At 57.7% G+C, this 14,361-nt stretch carries 14 protein-coding genes; 4 read left to right on the forward strand and 10 right to left on the reverse strand.

The features are described from left to right. Positions 1-18: 18 nt before the first annotated feature. From BJP61_RS02750 to tsgA, 10 genes are all read right to left on the reverse strand, one after another. Positions 19-750 (reverse strand): GntR family transcriptional regulator, encoded by a 732-nt coding sequence (locus BJP61_RS02750; protein ID WP_075193275.1) that lies wholly within the window; start codon positions 748-750, stop codon positions 19-21. Positions 751-851: 101 nt separating this feature from the next. After that, a complete protein-coding gene (gene frlD / locus BJP61_RS02755) occupies positions 852-1,637 on the reverse strand; it encodes a fructoselysine 6-kinase (protein WP_171997801.1) in 786 nt (261 codons plus the stop codon). Beyond that, positions 1,634-2,464 (reverse strand): fructoselysine 3-epimerase, encoded by an 831-nt coding sequence (gene frlC / locus BJP61_RS02760; RefSeq protein WP_171997802.1) that lies wholly within the window; start codon positions 2,462-2,464, stop codon positions 1,634-1,636. Before frlC ends, frlD begins: the two co-directional genes overlap by 4 nt. Positions 2,465-2,514: 50 nt before the next feature. After that, on the reverse strand, positions 2,515-3,537 hold the full coding sequence (gene frlB, locus BJP61_RS02765) for a fructoselysine 6-phosphate deglycase (protein ID WP_075193274.1): 1,023 nt from the start codon (positions 3,535-3,537) through the stop codon (positions 2,515-2,517). Between the two features lie 21 nt (positions 3,538-3,558). Beyond that, positions 3,559-4,899 (reverse strand): fructoselysine/psicoselysine transporter FrlA, encoded by a 1,341-nt coding sequence (gene frlA / locus BJP61_RS02770; protein WP_171997803.1) that lies wholly within the window; start codon positions 4,897-4,899, stop codon positions 3,559-3,561. Between the two features lie 283 nt (positions 4,900-5,182). Next, positions 5,183-6,556: a siroheme synthase CysG gene (gene cysG / locus BJP61_RS02775; RefSeq protein ID WP_161580017.1), complete on the reverse strand. Its 1,374-nt coding sequence runs from the start codon at positions 6,554-6,556 to the stop codon at positions 5,183-5,185. Positions 6,557-6,568: 12 nt separating this feature from the next. After that, on the reverse strand, positions 6,569-7,372 hold the full coding sequence (nirC, locus tag BJP61_RS02780; protein WP_038867123.1) for a nitrite transporter NirC: 804 nt from the start codon (positions 7,370-7,372) through the stop codon (positions 6,569-6,571). Between the two features lie 279 nt (positions 7,373-7,651). Continuing rightward, on the reverse strand, positions 7,652-7,978 hold the full coding sequence (nirD, locus tag BJP61_RS02785; protein WP_038867125.1) for a nitrite reductase small subunit NirD: 327 nt from the start codon (positions 7,976-7,978) through the stop codon (positions 7,652-7,654). Next, complete coding sequence (gene nirB, locus BJP61_RS02790) at positions 7,975-10,521, reverse strand: nitrite reductase large subunit NirB (RefSeq protein ID WP_171997804.1); 2,547 nt, start codon at positions 10,519-10,521, stop codon at positions 7,975-7,977. Before nirB ends, nirD begins: the two co-directional genes overlap by 4 nt. A gap of 323 nt (positions 10,522-10,844) precedes the next feature. Continuing rightward, positions 10,845-12,032: an MFS transporter TsgA gene (gene tsgA / locus BJP61_RS02795; protein WP_038867129.1), complete on the reverse strand. Its 1,188-nt coding sequence runs from the start codon at positions 12,030-12,032 to the stop codon at positions 10,845-10,847. A gap of 275 nt (positions 12,033-12,307) precedes the next feature. Between tsgA and ppiA the strand changes: the two genes are divergently transcribed. The 4 genes from ppiA (at position 12,308) to pabA (ending at position 14,344) form a co-directional block, all read left to right on the forward strand. Continuing rightward, the gene (gene ppiA / locus BJP61_RS02800; protein ID WP_007702586.1) at positions 12,308-12,880 is read left to right on the forward strand and encodes a peptidylprolyl isomerase A; all 573 of its coding nucleotides are present in this window, start codon (positions 12,308-12,310) and stop codon (positions 12,878-12,880) included. Between the two features lie 107 nt (positions 12,881-12,987). Then, complete coding sequence (locus BJP61_RS02805) at positions 12,988-13,158, forward strand: YhfG family protein (protein ID WP_071603776.1); 171 nt, start codon at positions 12,988-12,990, stop codon at positions 13,156-13,158. Next, positions 13,148-13,750 (forward strand): putative adenosine monophosphate-protein transferase Fic, encoded by a 603-nt coding sequence (locus BJP61_RS02810; protein ID WP_161580015.1) that lies wholly within the window; start codon positions 13,148-13,150, stop codon positions 13,748-13,750. Before BJP61_RS02805 ends, BJP61_RS02810 begins: the two co-directional genes overlap by 11 nt. Before the next feature lie 30 nt (positions 13,751-13,780). Then, complete coding sequence (gene pabA, locus BJP61_RS02815; RefSeq protein WP_038867133.1) at positions 13,781-14,344, forward strand: aminodeoxychorismate synthase component 2; 564 nt, start codon at positions 13,781-13,783, stop codon at positions 14,342-14,344. Positions 14,345-14,361 lie beyond the last annotated feature (17 nt).

Consider the following 14,361-nt stretch of genomic DNA (forward strand, 5'->3'; position numbering starts at 1 on the left):
CCGCGCGGGCGCTGTTGTTCAGCGCCGCTGGTTATCGATAGTCAGGGTGACGCGATTAGCGCGACAGAACAACTCGGAATAGTGCACGGGTTTTTGATGCTGGTCGTATGCGATTTTGCTGATGCGAAACAGCGGCTCGCCCAGCTCGCATTTCAGCCACTGCGCTTCTGCTTTGGTGGCGGTAAAAATATCGATGGTCTTTTTATCGCTTACCACCTGCGTATCGAAGCGTTCCTGAAACAGCTGATAGGTTGAAGCGCCCGCGCTGTAAATGTCGTCAAACTGCGGGTAGCGTGAAAGCGGGATCCACGAGGCGTCGATAAACAGCGGTTCGCCATCAAGATACATCACCCGGCGGAGCAGGAACATCTCGCTACCGCCCGGAATATTCAGGCGTTCGCAGAACGGATCTGCGCTGACGCGCGCCTGTTCAATCACTTCTTCTTTGGTGGGCTTGCCTTGCGACACGCCGAAATCCGTAAAGCCGCTGACGGTCAGTAAGGCGTTTTCCACTTTCTTGCTCTGTACAAACGTGCCTTTGCCCTGCCAGCGGATCAGGACGCCATCTTTCACCAGATCGCTAATCGCTTTACGAATAGTGATGCGGCTGACGTTATAGAGCGTACACAACTCACTTTCTGTGGGGATCTGCTGACCGGCCTGGTAGACGCCTTGCTCTATGTCATCAAGCAGACGCTGGCGGACAGTGGCATAAAGGAGTTGATGAGAGTAGCGCTCCGTGGCTGGCATGTATCGACCCTGAGGTTGTAGAAAACGTGGGGATGATTATAAGAGCGTTTATTGAGGAGTGACAGGGCGTTGGCGTGAGTTACGTCACGCCAACGCAGACCTTACCAGGCGCCGTGATAGCCAAGCGTTCTCGCCGCGCACTGCGTACCCTGTTTCATGGCATCAACGAGCGGCAGCCCGGCGGCGATAGCGCAGAGGAAACCGGCGATGTAAGAATCTCCGGCGCCCATCGTGTCAATCACCTGGACTTGCTCCGGCGGCATGCGCCAGAACTGCGCGCCATCCCAGGCCAGGCTGCCATGCTCGCCCAGGGTCGCGATGGCAACACCTGCGCCGCACTCCACCACCGTTTGCAGGCGGTCGCGCAGCCACGGCGTCTCTTCGTGCGCAGAGGCAAATACATAATCAAGATGCTCTGGCAGCGTACGCCACAGCGGGCTTTCCCATTTGTCGGCAAAATCAAACGACAGCGTCTTCCCGGCGGCGTGAAGCGCCGGAAAGGCGGGATCGGCATGGCCCCAGATGGCGGAGTGAATAATATCGAACCTCATCAGCCAGCGCAGATCCTCGTCGCTGACCGTAAAGCCCGCCATCACGCCTTCGGTGTAGTCGCCAAGAACGCGGTCATTATTGCGAAGCTCCACCTGGGTCTGCGCCGTGACGCCAGGCTGAGTATGCAGATGCGAGATATCTATGCCGTACTGTGCCAGATCCTGCCTTAGCATGTCGCCATAATCGTCATCGCCGACCCAACTGACGCACGCGGGCCGCATCCTGTAGCGAGTGCTGTAAACCGCCACGTTAACGGCGTTGCCGCCGGAAAACGCCTTGCCAAGTTGCGGATAAATATCCACGCAGTTATCGCCAACCGTCGCCAGAGTTTTCATAGCGCCTCCTGCGGCAGCAGGTCGCGAAAGCGCGCCAGCGCCTGACGGGCGTAAAGCCGCGGCTCATTCATATACATAGTGACCAGCTCGATAGTGCAATAGCCGTCGTAGCCGCGGTCAGTGATATCGCGCATCAGCTCGCGCAGCGGCATTTTGCCTTCTCCGGGGATGTAGTGGCTGTCGCTTGCGCCGTCGCTGTCAACGATATGCAGATGACGCAGCTTATCGCCCAGTTTGTCGAAGTAGCTCATGACGGGCTCACCCTGTACAAACGGCGCGCAGATATCGACCATGCTGTAAAGGCGCGCAGAGGGCACCAGCGACAGCGCTCGCAGCACGTCGTTTGCGTTGCACACCACGTTGGATTCATAAGGCGTAAGTGGCTCCAGTAGCAGATCGATGCCGATATCCCCGGCGAAATCACACAGCTCGCGCAGATTATCCGCAAGGCGCTGCCAGATGGCGTCCGGCCCGGTCAGATAGCCCGCATGGGCGGCGGAGATCATCGTAAAGCCCGCGTCCATCTCTTTGGCCATTTCCATGGCGAGTTTGATCATGTCGAGGCTTTCGCGACGCATCCGCTCGTCGCCCAGCATCATGTTATAGGGATAACCATTGGTTTCCGGCGTGTAGCCAATGATCGGCATCTGATAAACGCGCGCGAGCGCTTTCACCTGGCGAATGCCGCCCGCTTTGAGATCCGGCGCAAACGCGTGCGGCCTGCCGCCCCACAGCTCCAGCCCGTCATAGCCCAGTTCGTGTGCGTCGCGAAAGGCGTGCTCCAGCGGCAGCCGCTGATGCCCGCAGGTAAACATACCCGTTTTCATAACCCTTCTCCTTGCAGCCATGCCCGGCCCCGCAGGGGCCGGGCGGGGGATTAATATTCAACAATGCCGCCGTAGTAGCGGCGATCGTCCGGGTTGTGGTCTTTGTAGATGGAGAGGTAGTAGCAGAGCCACTCCATCGGCACGAACATCAGGAACGGTGCGAGCCACGGGTGCAGCCCCTGGGAAATCTCCTCGTAATCGATAACGATGACGTTATCGGTACGCTCGCGCACAAAGCGGATGGCGCGCTCGGTGGTATGACGGCTTTCATCATTGCCAAGCAGGAACAGAAACGGCACGCCCGGCTCGACAATCTCCAGCGGCCCGTGGCGGAACTCACCGCTCTCAATGACCGAGCCGTGCGTCCAGGTAAACTCCATCAGCGTCACGATGCCCTCTTTGTAGCCGAGCGGACGCAGCGGGCCTGCGGACACGGTGTAGATCATCGGCCATTGTGACGCCTGCTCGCCGAGCTGGCGGCCTTTGTCTTCCCAGGTGCGCACCAGATGCCCCAGCGCCTGCGGCAGCTTGCGGAGATCGTTTTTGATTTTGCCGATCTCAGCGTGTGGCGCCTGGCGGGTGATCATCTCCAGCACCACGCTGTAGCAGAGCAGCAGATGGATCTCCCAGATACAGTCGGCTTCATACGCCACCACATGTTCGGCGGCCTGCACGATCGGGCTGTCCGGGCGCTTGGTGAAGGCGGCGGTCAGCGCGCCGCAGGCGGAACCCAGCTCCAGCGCCTTGATGACCTCTTCGGTTTTGCCGTAGTCGGAGACGCCAATTACCGCGCATTTCGCATCGAGCCGGTGCGGCGTGTTGTCGCAGAACTCCCAGCCGGAAAGCGCGTAAACCTGAAGGCTGGAGAAGCGGTCCGCCAGGTGCTTCGCCGTCTGCGCCGCGTTAAGCGGTGAGCCGCAGGCGACAAAATAGATGCGGTCGATGCCGCGGTTGATCATCTCGTCCACAATGGCGTGTACGCGCGGCACATCCTTTTCCAGAATTTTCTCCACCTCCTGAACCATGTTTTCGGTGACCAGGAAATCCACGGTGCTTTTATCGATATTCAGCATGAAACAACTCTCCAGACAGGGTTAAGAAACATGAGCCAGGCGGCGGTTGCGCTTTTCCCAGAAGGCGTAAGCGGGCAGACCGGTGGCGATAACAATCAGGGCGCAGATAAGGCCCGGAACGGGCGCCCACACGAAGGTGGACGCAACCAGAATCAGGCTTGATGCGATGGCGGCGAAGGTCATCAGGCCGAAGGCCGGCGTGCGCCACAGCGGTTTATAGTCCTCACGCTTGCGACACCAGATGATGGAGCCGAACGTAAGCGTGTTTTTAAAGCACATCACCAGGGTGAAATAGCCGAGCAGGCTGGTAAGGTCTGACACGAAGATGAAGAAGATGCCCAGCGCGCACTGCAGGATGATGGAGACATCCGGCGTGTTGTATTTCGGGTGCACATGGCCGAAGCATTTGAAGAACAGGTTGTCTTTCGCCATCGCGTATTCCAGGCGCGGCTGGTACATCACGCAGCTGGAGAGCGAGCCTAAGATAACTATCATGGCGGTAACGGCGACAAATACGCCCGCCACGCTGCCGAGCGCCGGAATATATGTCAGCGCGTCGGAAATCGGCGTTTCGGAGGCGGCGAGTTTTTCAAACGGCATTAGCCCGGAGATAACCAACGCCAGCAGTGAGTAGAGCACCAGCACCAGCAGGCAGGAGCCAATCAGCGCCCGCGGCATGGTTTTGCCGGGGTTTTTGATTTCGCCGGTCATGTAGCAGATAGACGCCATACCGGTATAGGACCAGCTGGTGGCCGAGATACCCGCCAGCAGCGCCATCATGCCCGCCGCTGCGCTGGTGGTGGCGCTGGTTGCCTGCGCCGTGAAGTTATCGCCCTTCAGCCAGAAAACGCCGATGCCAATCACAATCGCGAAAGGAATGATTTTGGCGATGGTAATTAGCGTCTGGAACGTGGCGCCGCCTTCCACCGAGCGCAGGTGAAGCAGCATAAAGGCAAGGATCAACCCGGTGGCGACGAGCTTACCGGTGAGCGGATCGAGTGGCGCCAGAAAGCCGAAATTACTGACGATGGCGAGCGCCATAATAGAGAGCGACGGTGCGTCGTTAGCCCAGAAGCTGGCCCAGCCGGAGAGAAACGCCAGCGGACGGCTGCCGGCATTTTTCAGATAAACATAATCTGCGCCGTTTTCGGGGTAGGCGGTGGAGAGCTCCGCATAAACGCACATCTGCGGGATAACAATTAAACCGCCAATCACAAAAGCGAGCACGGTCAGCCACGGGGTGCCTGCCGCTTTCGCGACTTCACCAACCGAAACGAAAATACCGGAACCGACGGTCGTTCCGACGGAAATGGCCAGCACGGCCCAGAAGCCGAGCTTGCGTTGGAGTTCCTGGCCTTCCATATCGTTACCTTTTTAGTATTGAACAGGGTTGTAGGATTCAGAGCGCGTCGCCTGGATGAAGGCAGCAGGAGGCCGCACGACCCGTTATGTGGGGTCGCGGAATGCCGTCAGGCTGTTTTCATAATGAGATGACGCATAACCAATATAACAACACATGATGAATAGTGTTGGCGAGGCAGATCACAAAATCGCCGCATGTTGGCAGGATGTAATATATTTTTAGTTAATTGTTTGAAATTAAGAGGGATTTTTTTCAGGCCAGCGGTGCTGGCCTGAGAGAGGGTTATTTAGACGAGAACCAGTTGAGTTTGTCGCGTAACGCCACGACGCGGCCGACGATAATCAGGCTCGGGCTTTCCACCTGCTGCGCCAGCGCGCCCAGCTCGGTTAATACGCCTGCCACCACGCGCTGTTTCACGCTGGTGCCGTTTTCCACCAGCGCAACCGGCATCGCCGGATCCATGCCATGTTCGATGAGTTTTTCCTGAATGGCCGCGGCCTGGTTTAACCCCATATAGAACACCAGCGTCTGTTTTTCCGCCGCCAGATTGTGCCAGTCAAATTCGCCGCCATTTTTGAGATGTCCTGTTACGAGTCGCACGCTTTGCGCATAATCGCGGTGGGTCAGCGGCAGGCCGGCGTAGGCAGAGCAGCCCGACGCCGCGGTAATGCCGGGTACGACCGAGAAGGGGATGCCCGCCTCGCAGAGGGTCTCCAGCTCCTCGCCGCCGCGCCCGAAGATAAACGGGTCGCCGCCTTTAAGGCGCACCACGCGTTTGCCGCGCTGGGCTTCACGCAGCAGGATCTGGTTAATCTCTTCCTGCGGCACGCAGTGATAGCCCGCGCGCTTGCCGACAAACACGCGATCGGCGTCGCGGCGCACCAGATTCATGATTTCATCAGAAACCAGGCGGTCATAAACCACGATATCCGCCTGCTGGATCTGCTGTAGCCCTTTGAGCGTCAGCAAACCCGGATCGCCAGGGCCTGCGCCCACCAGCACAACTTCACCGCGATCGTCCAGCGGCTCGTTAAGCAGCGTTTCGGTAATGCGGGTCACAGCCTGTTCATCGTCGTTCGCCAGCGACTGCGCGAGGCGGTCGTTCACGAAAAATTTTTCCCAGAAGCGGCGGCGCTCGCTCATAGAGGTGAATGTGTGTTTAACGCGGCGGCGCAGTTGACCAGCGTAACCGGCGACTTTGCCGAGATGCTGAGGGAGCAGCGCTTCGAGCTTTTCGCGCAGCAGACGGGCCAGCACCGGTGAAGTGCCGCCTGACGAGACCGCAACCATCAGCGGCGAGCGGTCGATAATAGACGGCATGATGAAGCTCGCCTGTTTCGGCGCATCCACCACGTTGCAGAAGATGCGTCGCGCTTCGGCAGCGTCGCTGACCGCGTTATTGACCTCGTCATCGTCCGTGGCGGCGATCACCAGCCAGCAGTCGTCCAGCAGACGGGCGTCGAAAGCGCCCGGCGCCAGCGTCAGCATGCCCTGTTCGGCCCAGGCTTCAAACTGCGGCGCGAACGCCAGCGCGTTGACCGTAAGCGTAGCGCCTGCCTCCAGCAGCAGACGCGCTTTACGCTCCGCAACATCGCCGCCGCCGACCAGCAGGCAGGCGCGATTGCGTAACTGACAAAATATCGGCAGGTGATCCACGGCGTATCCTTCTTAACGAGCGGTTTCTGGTGCGGTCTGCGCGGCAGGCTGCGGGCGCTCTGCTTTCGGCGTAGCATACCAGTAACCCAAACCCATGAACACGGCGCCAGAAAGGGTATTGCCCAGGGTTACCCACAAGAGGTTATGCCCGATACCACTGAGTGTGAATGCCTCGTTGTGGTGGCCGAACCAGGAGAGCGCGAACAGCGTCATGTTGGCGACGGAGTGCTCGTAGCCGGAGGCGATAAAAGCCAGCAGGCACCACCAGATAGCCATAAATTTCGCTGCGCCTTCGGTGCGGATAGCCATCCAGATAGCGAGGCAGACCAGCCAGTTACAGAGCGCGCCTTTGAAGAACAGCACGGTGGCGGGCGCGCTGGTTTTTGCGAGCGCCACGGTGTGCACAAGACTGGTGTCTACCGGCAACAGACTACCGCCGCCCCAGTTGTAGAGCAGGGCGACAAACACGGAGCCGACCAGATTGCCAAGCCAGGTTTGCGGCAGGATCGCCCACATCTGACCGTGGCTGATGGTGCCCGCTTTTACGCCGAGCGTCAGGAACATGGTGTGACCGGTAAAGAGTTCAGAACCCGCGATAATCACAAGCGTCAGCGCGATGCCGAACGTGGCGCCCATCACCAGCGGGCGAATGGCGGGCTCAAGCAGGTTGCCGAGAGTGAAAATCAAAATAATCCCGAGCCCGACGTACGCACCCGCCATCGCGGAGCTGATCCAGAAACCCAGAGGATTATTTGCCGAGAGGCGAGCGATGCGGGCGGCATTCGCCGCGCACTTATTGATCGTGTCGGTAAACATAGTGGTTATCCTAAAAAGTGAGTGAAATTAAAAAATTAAGAAAATAAAAAAGATGCGTTAGTGCGGCGCGCCTGCTGGCGCGCTTATTTGTTGTTGTCCTTAACGGGCGGTCCGTTAAGCGGAACGCCGATGGAACATTGTTAATGAGCGGAGGCGCTCTGCGCGCCGTGGTGGATGCGTGGCGCTTATCCACCCTGTGTGTCAACGCCCGCGAATCAGGCGCGGGTAAGCGAAGCGCCACCCGCCTGAAACCTGAAGGCGTTGTCTGGCCTTCCCGGGTTACGCCTTCACCTGTACCTGACCGTCTTTCACGCGCGCCTCAAAGTGCGCCACAGAACGGCTTTCATCTTCCATACAAAGCCCGTCACGCAGGCGGAAGCGCTGTTTTTTCAGCGGGCTCGCGACCCACAGGTCGCCCTGATGCTCGGCGATAATGCCGCGCGACAGGACACTCGCCTCAAAGAACGGGTCGATATTGCTGATGGCATAAACTTCTTCGCTGGCGCGAGGGCGGAAGATCGCCACCTGGTGTTCGCCTACCAGCGCGCAGACGCCGGTCGCCGGGACAATATCATCGAGCTTGCAAATGGTGTTCCACTGGCTCATACGGTTTCCTCCACGAAGGTGACGGGGATACGCTCATAAGGCGTGGCCGGACGATGCTGCTGGCGCTCCGGCACCACCTGCACGTTCGGGTCGCGGCGATCGCTGTTGACGAAGTGTTTGAAGCGGCCCTGCGCCTGCGGGTTATTGACCGTTTCGGTCCACTCGCAAATCACCGCTTCGCGCAGGCGGGTCATTTCGGCTTCCAGCTGGCTGTTAAGGCCCAGCTTGTCGTCGATAATCACACTCTTCAGATAGTCGATGCCGCCTTCGAGGCTTTCCAGCCAGGAGGCTGTGCGGGTCAGTTTGTCGGCGGTGCGGATGTAGAACATCATGAAGCGATCGAGGTAGCGCACCAGGGTCTCTTTATCGAGATCCGCCGCCAGCAGGTCGGCATGGCGCGGTTTCATCCCGCCATTACCGCAGACATACAGGTTCCAGCCTTTTTCGGTGGCGATAATGCCCACGTCTTTACCCTGTGCCTCGGCGCATTCGCGCGTACAGCCAGAAACGCCGAATTTCATTTTGTGCGGGGTGCGGATGCCTTTGTAACGGTTCTCCAGCTCAACGCCGAAGCCCACGCTGTCGCCGACGCCGTAACGGCACCATGTGCTGCCGACGCAGGTTTTCGCCATACGCAGCGCTTTAGCGTAAGCGTGGCCGGTTTCAAAGCCCGCGGCAATCAGCTGACGCCAGATTTCCGGCAGGTCATCTTTCTGCGCGCCAAACAGACCGATACGCTGAGAACCGGTGATTTTGGTGTACAGGTTAAATTCGCGGGCGATGCGACCCACTTCCATCAGTCCTTCCGGGGTAATTTCACCGCCAGCGGAGCGCGGGATCACCGAGTAGGTGCCGTCTTTCTGGATGTTGGCCAGGAAGTTGTCGTTGGTGTCCTGCAGCGGCGTGTGCTGCGGTTTGAGGATGTACTCATTCCAGCAGGAGGCCAGCAGGGAACCGACGGTCGGTTTACACACTTCACAGCCGTAACCCTGGCCATGTTTTTCCAGCAGTTCGTCGAAGGATTTAATGCCCTCGACGCGAATCAGGTGGTACAGCTCCTGGCGAGAGTACGCAAAGTGTTCGCAAAGGTTGTTGGTGATTTCGATGCCCTGTTTCGCCAGTTCAGCGTTCAGCACCTGGGTGACCAACGGAATACAGCCGCCACAGCCCGTACCGGCTTTGGTTTCCGCTTTCAGCGCCGCAACGGTGTGGCAGCCTTTGTTAATGGCGGCGATGAGCGCGCCTTTGGTGACGTCGAAGCAGGAGCAAATCTGCGCGCTGTCCGGCAGTTTATCAACGCCGATGGAGGGTTTGCCCTGGCCTGCGTGCGACGGCAGGATCAGCGAATCCGGGTTTTCCGGCAGTTCGATGCCGTTCAGCACCAGTTGCAGCAGGTTGCCGTAATCGCTGGTGTCGCCTACCAGCACCGCGCCGAGCAGCGTTTTGTTGTCCTCGCTGACGATAAGACGTTTGTAAATTTCTTTGCTTTCGTCGAGGAACACATAGCTGCGGGATTTCGGGGTGCGACCATGCGCGTCGCCGATACCGCCGACATCCACGCCCAGCAGTTTCAGCTTGGCGCTGAGATCCGCGCCTTCAAAACGGTTGCCAGGGTTACCGAGAATATGGTCGACCGCCACCTGCGCCATTTTGTAACCCGGCGCCACGAGGCCATAGACGCGGCTGTTCCAGCTGGCGCATTCGCCGATCGCGTAGATATCCGGGTCGGATGTCTGGCACTGATCGTTAATCATGACGCCGCCGCGCGGCGCGATGTCCAGATCGCATTGTTTAGCCAGTTTGTCGCGTGGGCGGATACCGGTGGAGAAGACGATAAAGTCGACTTCCAGCTCGCTGCCGTCGGCAAAGCGCATGGTTTTACGCGCGTTGACGCCCTGCTGCACGATTTCCTGGGTGTTTTTGCTGGTGTGTACTTTCACGCCCATGCTTTCAATTTTACGGCGCAGCTGCTCGCCGCCCATCTGGTCGAGCTGTTCGGCCATCAGCATCGGCGCAAATTCGATAACGTGCGTTTCAACGCCTAAGTTTTTCAGCGCGCCAGCGGCCTCAAGACCGAGCAGACCGCCGCCGACGACCGCGCCGCGTTTGCTGCGTCGCGCGCAGGCTTCGATCGCGTTCAGGTCTTCAATCGTGCGGTAGACAAAGCAGTCCTGCGTTTCGGAGCCTTTAATCGGCGGGATCCACGGGTAGGAGCCGGTCGCCATAATCAGTTTGTCGTAATAGACAGTGCGCCCGGCGCTGGAGTGGATCACTTTCTCCTGACGGTTGATGGTGATGGCGCGCTCGCCTACCAGCACTTTCACGCCGTGCTTGTCGTAAAAGCCTTCGCGAACCAGCGACAGTTCTTCAGCGGTATGATGAGAGAAGTAGGAAGAGAGGTGCACGCGGTCATAGGCGATGCGCGGCTCCTCACAGAAGACGGTGATATCGAACTGGCCTGGATCGGCTTTATCGAGAAGGTCTTCGATAAAGCGGTGACCAACCATGCCGTTACCGATAATAGCGAGTCTGACTTTGCTCATTTTTGCCTCGATTTCTTTTCTATTACCGCCTACCTTAACGATTCAGCACCCCCGCTTATTGATGTAAATCAATTACATCTTTATATACCTCTTAAGGGGTATATCCTTGATTTTTGTGGGTTTTTCTAAGTGCAGGAATTGATTAGGGTTTCACGGGTGTTCGTTTTTTGAACCGATGCGGAATGAATTTTCGCCAGAAAATTTTATGGCGTGAATATCTGATACAAAGCGAGAGCGAGGTAAAACCGGGACGGAACGGGAAGCGAAACAGTGGGGAAATTAAACAGAATGTCCCCTCCCGGCCGGGAGGGGACGGATAATGCTTAGTGCGCTGCCGCGGTTTTCGCGTGCTGGCGATGGCGGGTGACGAAGCCCAGCGCGAAGCACATTACAAACACGACGGCGTAGAGGCCGTTGGCGGTAAACAGCGCCGCCTGCGGGCCGTGATTCGCCACAATCGGGCCGGTCACGATAAAGGTCAGCATGGTGCCGACGGTACCGCAGGTCAGGATGAAGTTAACCAGCTTCGGCGAGGAGACTTTGGTCTGCTGAGAGCCGAGCGTAATGATGGTGGTGTAAATAGCGCTGGAGAAGAAACCGAGCGCCAGAATAAACCACGCCATATGCTCCGGCTTGCTGGTAATAAAGAAGTACATCAGCACCGTGGCGAGACCTGCCAGCACGGTCAGAATGCGCTGCAAATCAAAGAAGCGCAGAACGAAGCTGAAGACCCACATGCCGACCATATAAGACATCCAGAAGTTGCTCACCAGCGTACCGGCATCATTCAGGTTCATGCCAAGACCTTTGGTAGCGTATTCCGGCACCCAGCCGATAAAGCCCAGCTGGCCCAGAATGTAGCAGAGCGCGGCGATGGAGAGGAACAGCACGCCCACGCCCCATTTCTCTTTTGCGACCGGCTGGTTTTCCTGTGGGGCATGTTTGCCAAGTACCGGGAAATCACAGCCGAAAGTCAGAATGAAAATCGCGACATAGACCAGGCCAATGCAGGCGTAAACCCAGTACCACTCAATGCTGCGCGCCAGCAGAAACGCGGCGACCATCGGGAAAATCATCCCGGCCATACTGAAGAAGGAGTCAGTAAACAGCAGGCGGGAGCCGCGCTGGCGTCCTTCATACATATGCGTAATCAGGAACGTCCCGATCGACATCGTGATCCCACTCACCAGGCCGAGCACGAACATCGCAGCGGAGAAAAGCGTCAGGCTCTGGCTGAACATCAGCGCCACTACGGCGAGCACCATCAACACAAAACCAAAGCGCAGCTGGGTTTTCAGCGGCACGATTTCCATCAGCCAGGCGTTTAAAAAGATAGATATAAGGATCCCGGCATTCAGGAAGGTAAAGGTGTTACTCATGCTGGATACGGGCAGATGAAAATACTCTGCGATATTGCCCATCACCATCCCGGTGACGATCACCAACGCGCCGGTAAGGGCGTAGGAAAAAAAGCTGATCCATGTGAGCTTAATACGATTGCTGTTAGTCATGACTGGCCTGTGAATAGAAGTGTAAAGCGCGTTGACGGCGCCGAGAACGTGGGCATTCTAGGGCGTAATGTGATCCAATAAAACAAACATTGATCACATGCTGTGTAAAACGACATTGTTTATATGATGCCCGTCACAGAATTATACGCATCAGATCCGATGAGCGCGTTTTCGCTGCGCGCTGGTACGTAAAACCAGGTAAATCTCTGGCACGTCATGCATTCGCTATTTAGAATCGACCCACTCGCTTTTTTCTGCTTCGTAAGGAATTCGTCATGCTCAAATCCACTCTGGCGGCTGTTGCGGCTGTATTTGCTCTCTCTGCCCTTTCTCCTGCTGCACTGGCGGCAAAAGGCGACCCGCACGTGCTGCTTACCACCTCCGCGGGGAATATTGAGCTGGAACTGAACAGCCAGAAAGCGCCGGCAAGCGTGAAGAACTTTGTTGATTACGTTAACAGCGGTTTTTACAACAACACCATTTTCCACCGCGTGATCCCAGGCTTTATGGTGCAGGGCGGCGGCTTCACGGCGGATATGCAGCAAAAACCGACCAATGCGCCAGTGAAAAACGAGGCGGATAATGGTCTGCCAAACGCGCGCGGCACCATCGCTATGGCGCGCACCGCCGATAAAGACAGCGCCACCAGCCAGTTCTTTATCAATGTCGCTGACAACGCCTTCCTGAACCACGGCCAGCGCGACTTCGGCTACGCTGTTTTCGGTAAAGTGGTCAAAGGCATGGATGTGGCGGATAAAATCGCCCAGGTGCAGACCCACGACGTTGGCCCGTACCAGAATGTGCCGTCCAAACCGGTTGTGATCCTCTCTGCGAAAGTCCTGCCGTAACCCTCATCCTGACGTGGGCTTCACGGCCCGCGTCGTCTCTCCTCCCGGCAAACCCGCCCATTGCTGCTTATACTTGTGGCACATGGGGTTACGTTCAGGGAGGCAAAATGGCCAGAAAACTCACCGACAGACAAAAGTCCCGGCTCTGGGACGCGCAAAAAAACCATAACTTTCAGGCCAGCAACCGGCTGGAAGGCATCGAGGTGCCTCTGGTGACCTTAACCCGCGAAGAAGCGCTGGCGCGCATTGAAGAGCTGAGGGGGCACTATGAGCGATAAATTCGGCGACGGGCGCGACCCTTATTTCTGGTCCGGCAGCGATGTACTGCGCAACCGGCTGAACATCCATGCTGCGCAGGATCTCCAGCACGCCGAGCGCGAGCTGACTTCCCTGCGCGCGGCGACGCTGGAACTCGGCCCGGTTCAGCGCGGGCTACCGCACCTGTGCGCTATCCACCGTCAGCTTTTTCAGGATATCTACGAATGGGCGGGCGAACTGCGTGAAGTGGATATTTACCAGGGCGACACGCGTTTTGCCCATTTTGAATATCTGGAAAAAGAGGGCAACGCGCTGATGCAGGCGCTGGAAGACGAGGATTATCTCGTCGGCCTGGAGCAAGACGAATTTGTAGCTCGTCTTGCGCATTACTACTGTGAAATTAACGTGCTGCATCCGTTCCGCATCGGCACCGGGCGCGCGCAGCGCGTATTTTTCGAACAACTGGCGCTGCATGCGGGGTATACCCTCGACTGGCGGGATATTGATGTCGATGCGTGGCGCGCCGCCAACCAGGCGGGCGCGATGGGCGACCTGGCGCCGCTTGAGAAAATCTTTGCAAGCGTAGTGAGCGAAGCGCGGGAAAGCGAGTAAACTGGCGCGGTTCTTTTTTTCGGAGCCGCCATGTTACTGCTTATCGACAATTACGATTCTTTCACCTGGAACCTGTTTCAGTATTTCAGCGAGCTGGGCGCAGAGGTGATGGTCAGGCGCAACGATGAGCTGACGCCTGACGATATCGACGCGCTCGCGCCCGCGCGTATCGTGATTTCCCCCGGCCCCTGCACGCCGAATGAGGCGGGTATTTCGCTTGAGGTTATCCGCCGCTATGCCGGTCGTCTGCCTGTTCTCGGCGTCTGCCTCGGACACCAGGCCATCGGTCAGGCTTTCGGCGCGGCGGTCGTGCGCGCGCAGAATGTCATGCACGGCAAGACCTCGGTTATCCAGCACAACAATACGGGCGTTTTCGCCGGGCTCAATAACCCGCTAACCGTGACCCGCTACCACTCGCTGATTATCGACCGCGCCACGCTGCCCGCCGAGTTTGAGATAACGGCCTGGACGGACGAGGGCGAGATTATGGGGATTCGCCATCGTCAACTGCCGCTGGAAGGCGTGCAGTTCCACCCGGAAAGCATCCTGAGCGAGCAGGGCCACCAGTTGCTTGCGAACTTTCTTTCTCGCTGAATTTTTATTGCCTTTTA

The sequence above is a fragment of the Cronobacter sp. JZ38 genome (genome assembly GCF_008932145.1).
Taxonomy (GTDB): Bacteria; Pseudomonadota; Gammaproteobacteria; order Enterobacterales; family Enterobacteriaceae; genus Cronobacter; species Cronobacter muytjensii.

What these genes read in the sequence shown, in the direction of transcription:
- BJP61_RS02750 (WP_075193275.1), bottom strand. Translation starts at nt 750, where the DNA reads ATGCCAGCCACGGAGCGCTACTCTCATCAACTCCTTTATGCCACTGTC.
- tsgA (WP_038867129.1), bottom strand. Translation starts at nt 12,032, where the DNA reads ATGACTAACAGCAATCGTATTAAGCTCACATGGATCAGCTTTTTTTCC.
- frlB (WP_075193274.1), bottom strand. Translation starts at nt 3,537, where the DNA reads ATGCTGAATATCGATAAAAGCACCGTGGATTTCCTGGTCACCGAAAAC.
- nirB (WP_171997804.1), bottom strand. Translation starts at nt 10,521, where the DNA reads ATGAGCAAAGTCAGACTCGCTATTATCGGTAACGGCATGGTTGGTCAC.
- nirD (WP_038867125.1), bottom strand. Translation starts at nt 7,978, where the DNA reads ATGAGCCAGTGGAACACCATTTGCAAGCTCGATGATATTGTCCCGGCG.
- BJP61_RS02805 (WP_071603776.1), top strand. Translation starts at nt 12,988, where the DNA reads ATGGCCAGAAAACTCACCGACAGACAAAAGTCCCGGCTCTGGGACGCG.
- nirC (WP_038867123.1), bottom strand. Translation starts at nt 7,372, where the DNA reads ATGTTTACCGACACGATCAATAAGTGCGCGGCGAATGCCGCCCGCATC.
- frlC (WP_171997802.1), bottom strand. Translation starts at nt 2,464, where the DNA reads ATGAAAACGGGTATGTTTACCTGCGGGCATCAGCGGCTGCCGCTGGAG.
- frlA (WP_171997803.1), bottom strand. Translation starts at nt 4,899, where the DNA reads ATGGAAGGCCAGGAACTCCAACGCAAGCTCGGCTTCTGGGCCGTGCTG.
- pabA (WP_038867133.1), top strand. Translation starts at nt 13,781, where the DNA reads ATGTTACTGCTTATCGACAATTACGATTCTTTCACCTGGAACCTGTTT.
- ppiA (WP_007702586.1), top strand. Translation starts at nt 12,308, where the DNA reads ATGCTCAAATCCACTCTGGCGGCTGTTGCGGCTGTATTTGCTCTCTCT.
- BJP61_RS02810 (WP_161580015.1), top strand. Translation starts at nt 13,148, where the DNA reads ATGAGCGATAAATTCGGCGACGGGCGCGACCCTTATTTCTGGTCCGGC.
- frlD (WP_171997801.1), bottom strand. Translation starts at nt 1,637, where the DNA reads ATGAAAACTCTGGCGACGGTTGGCGATAACTGCGTGGATATTTATCCG.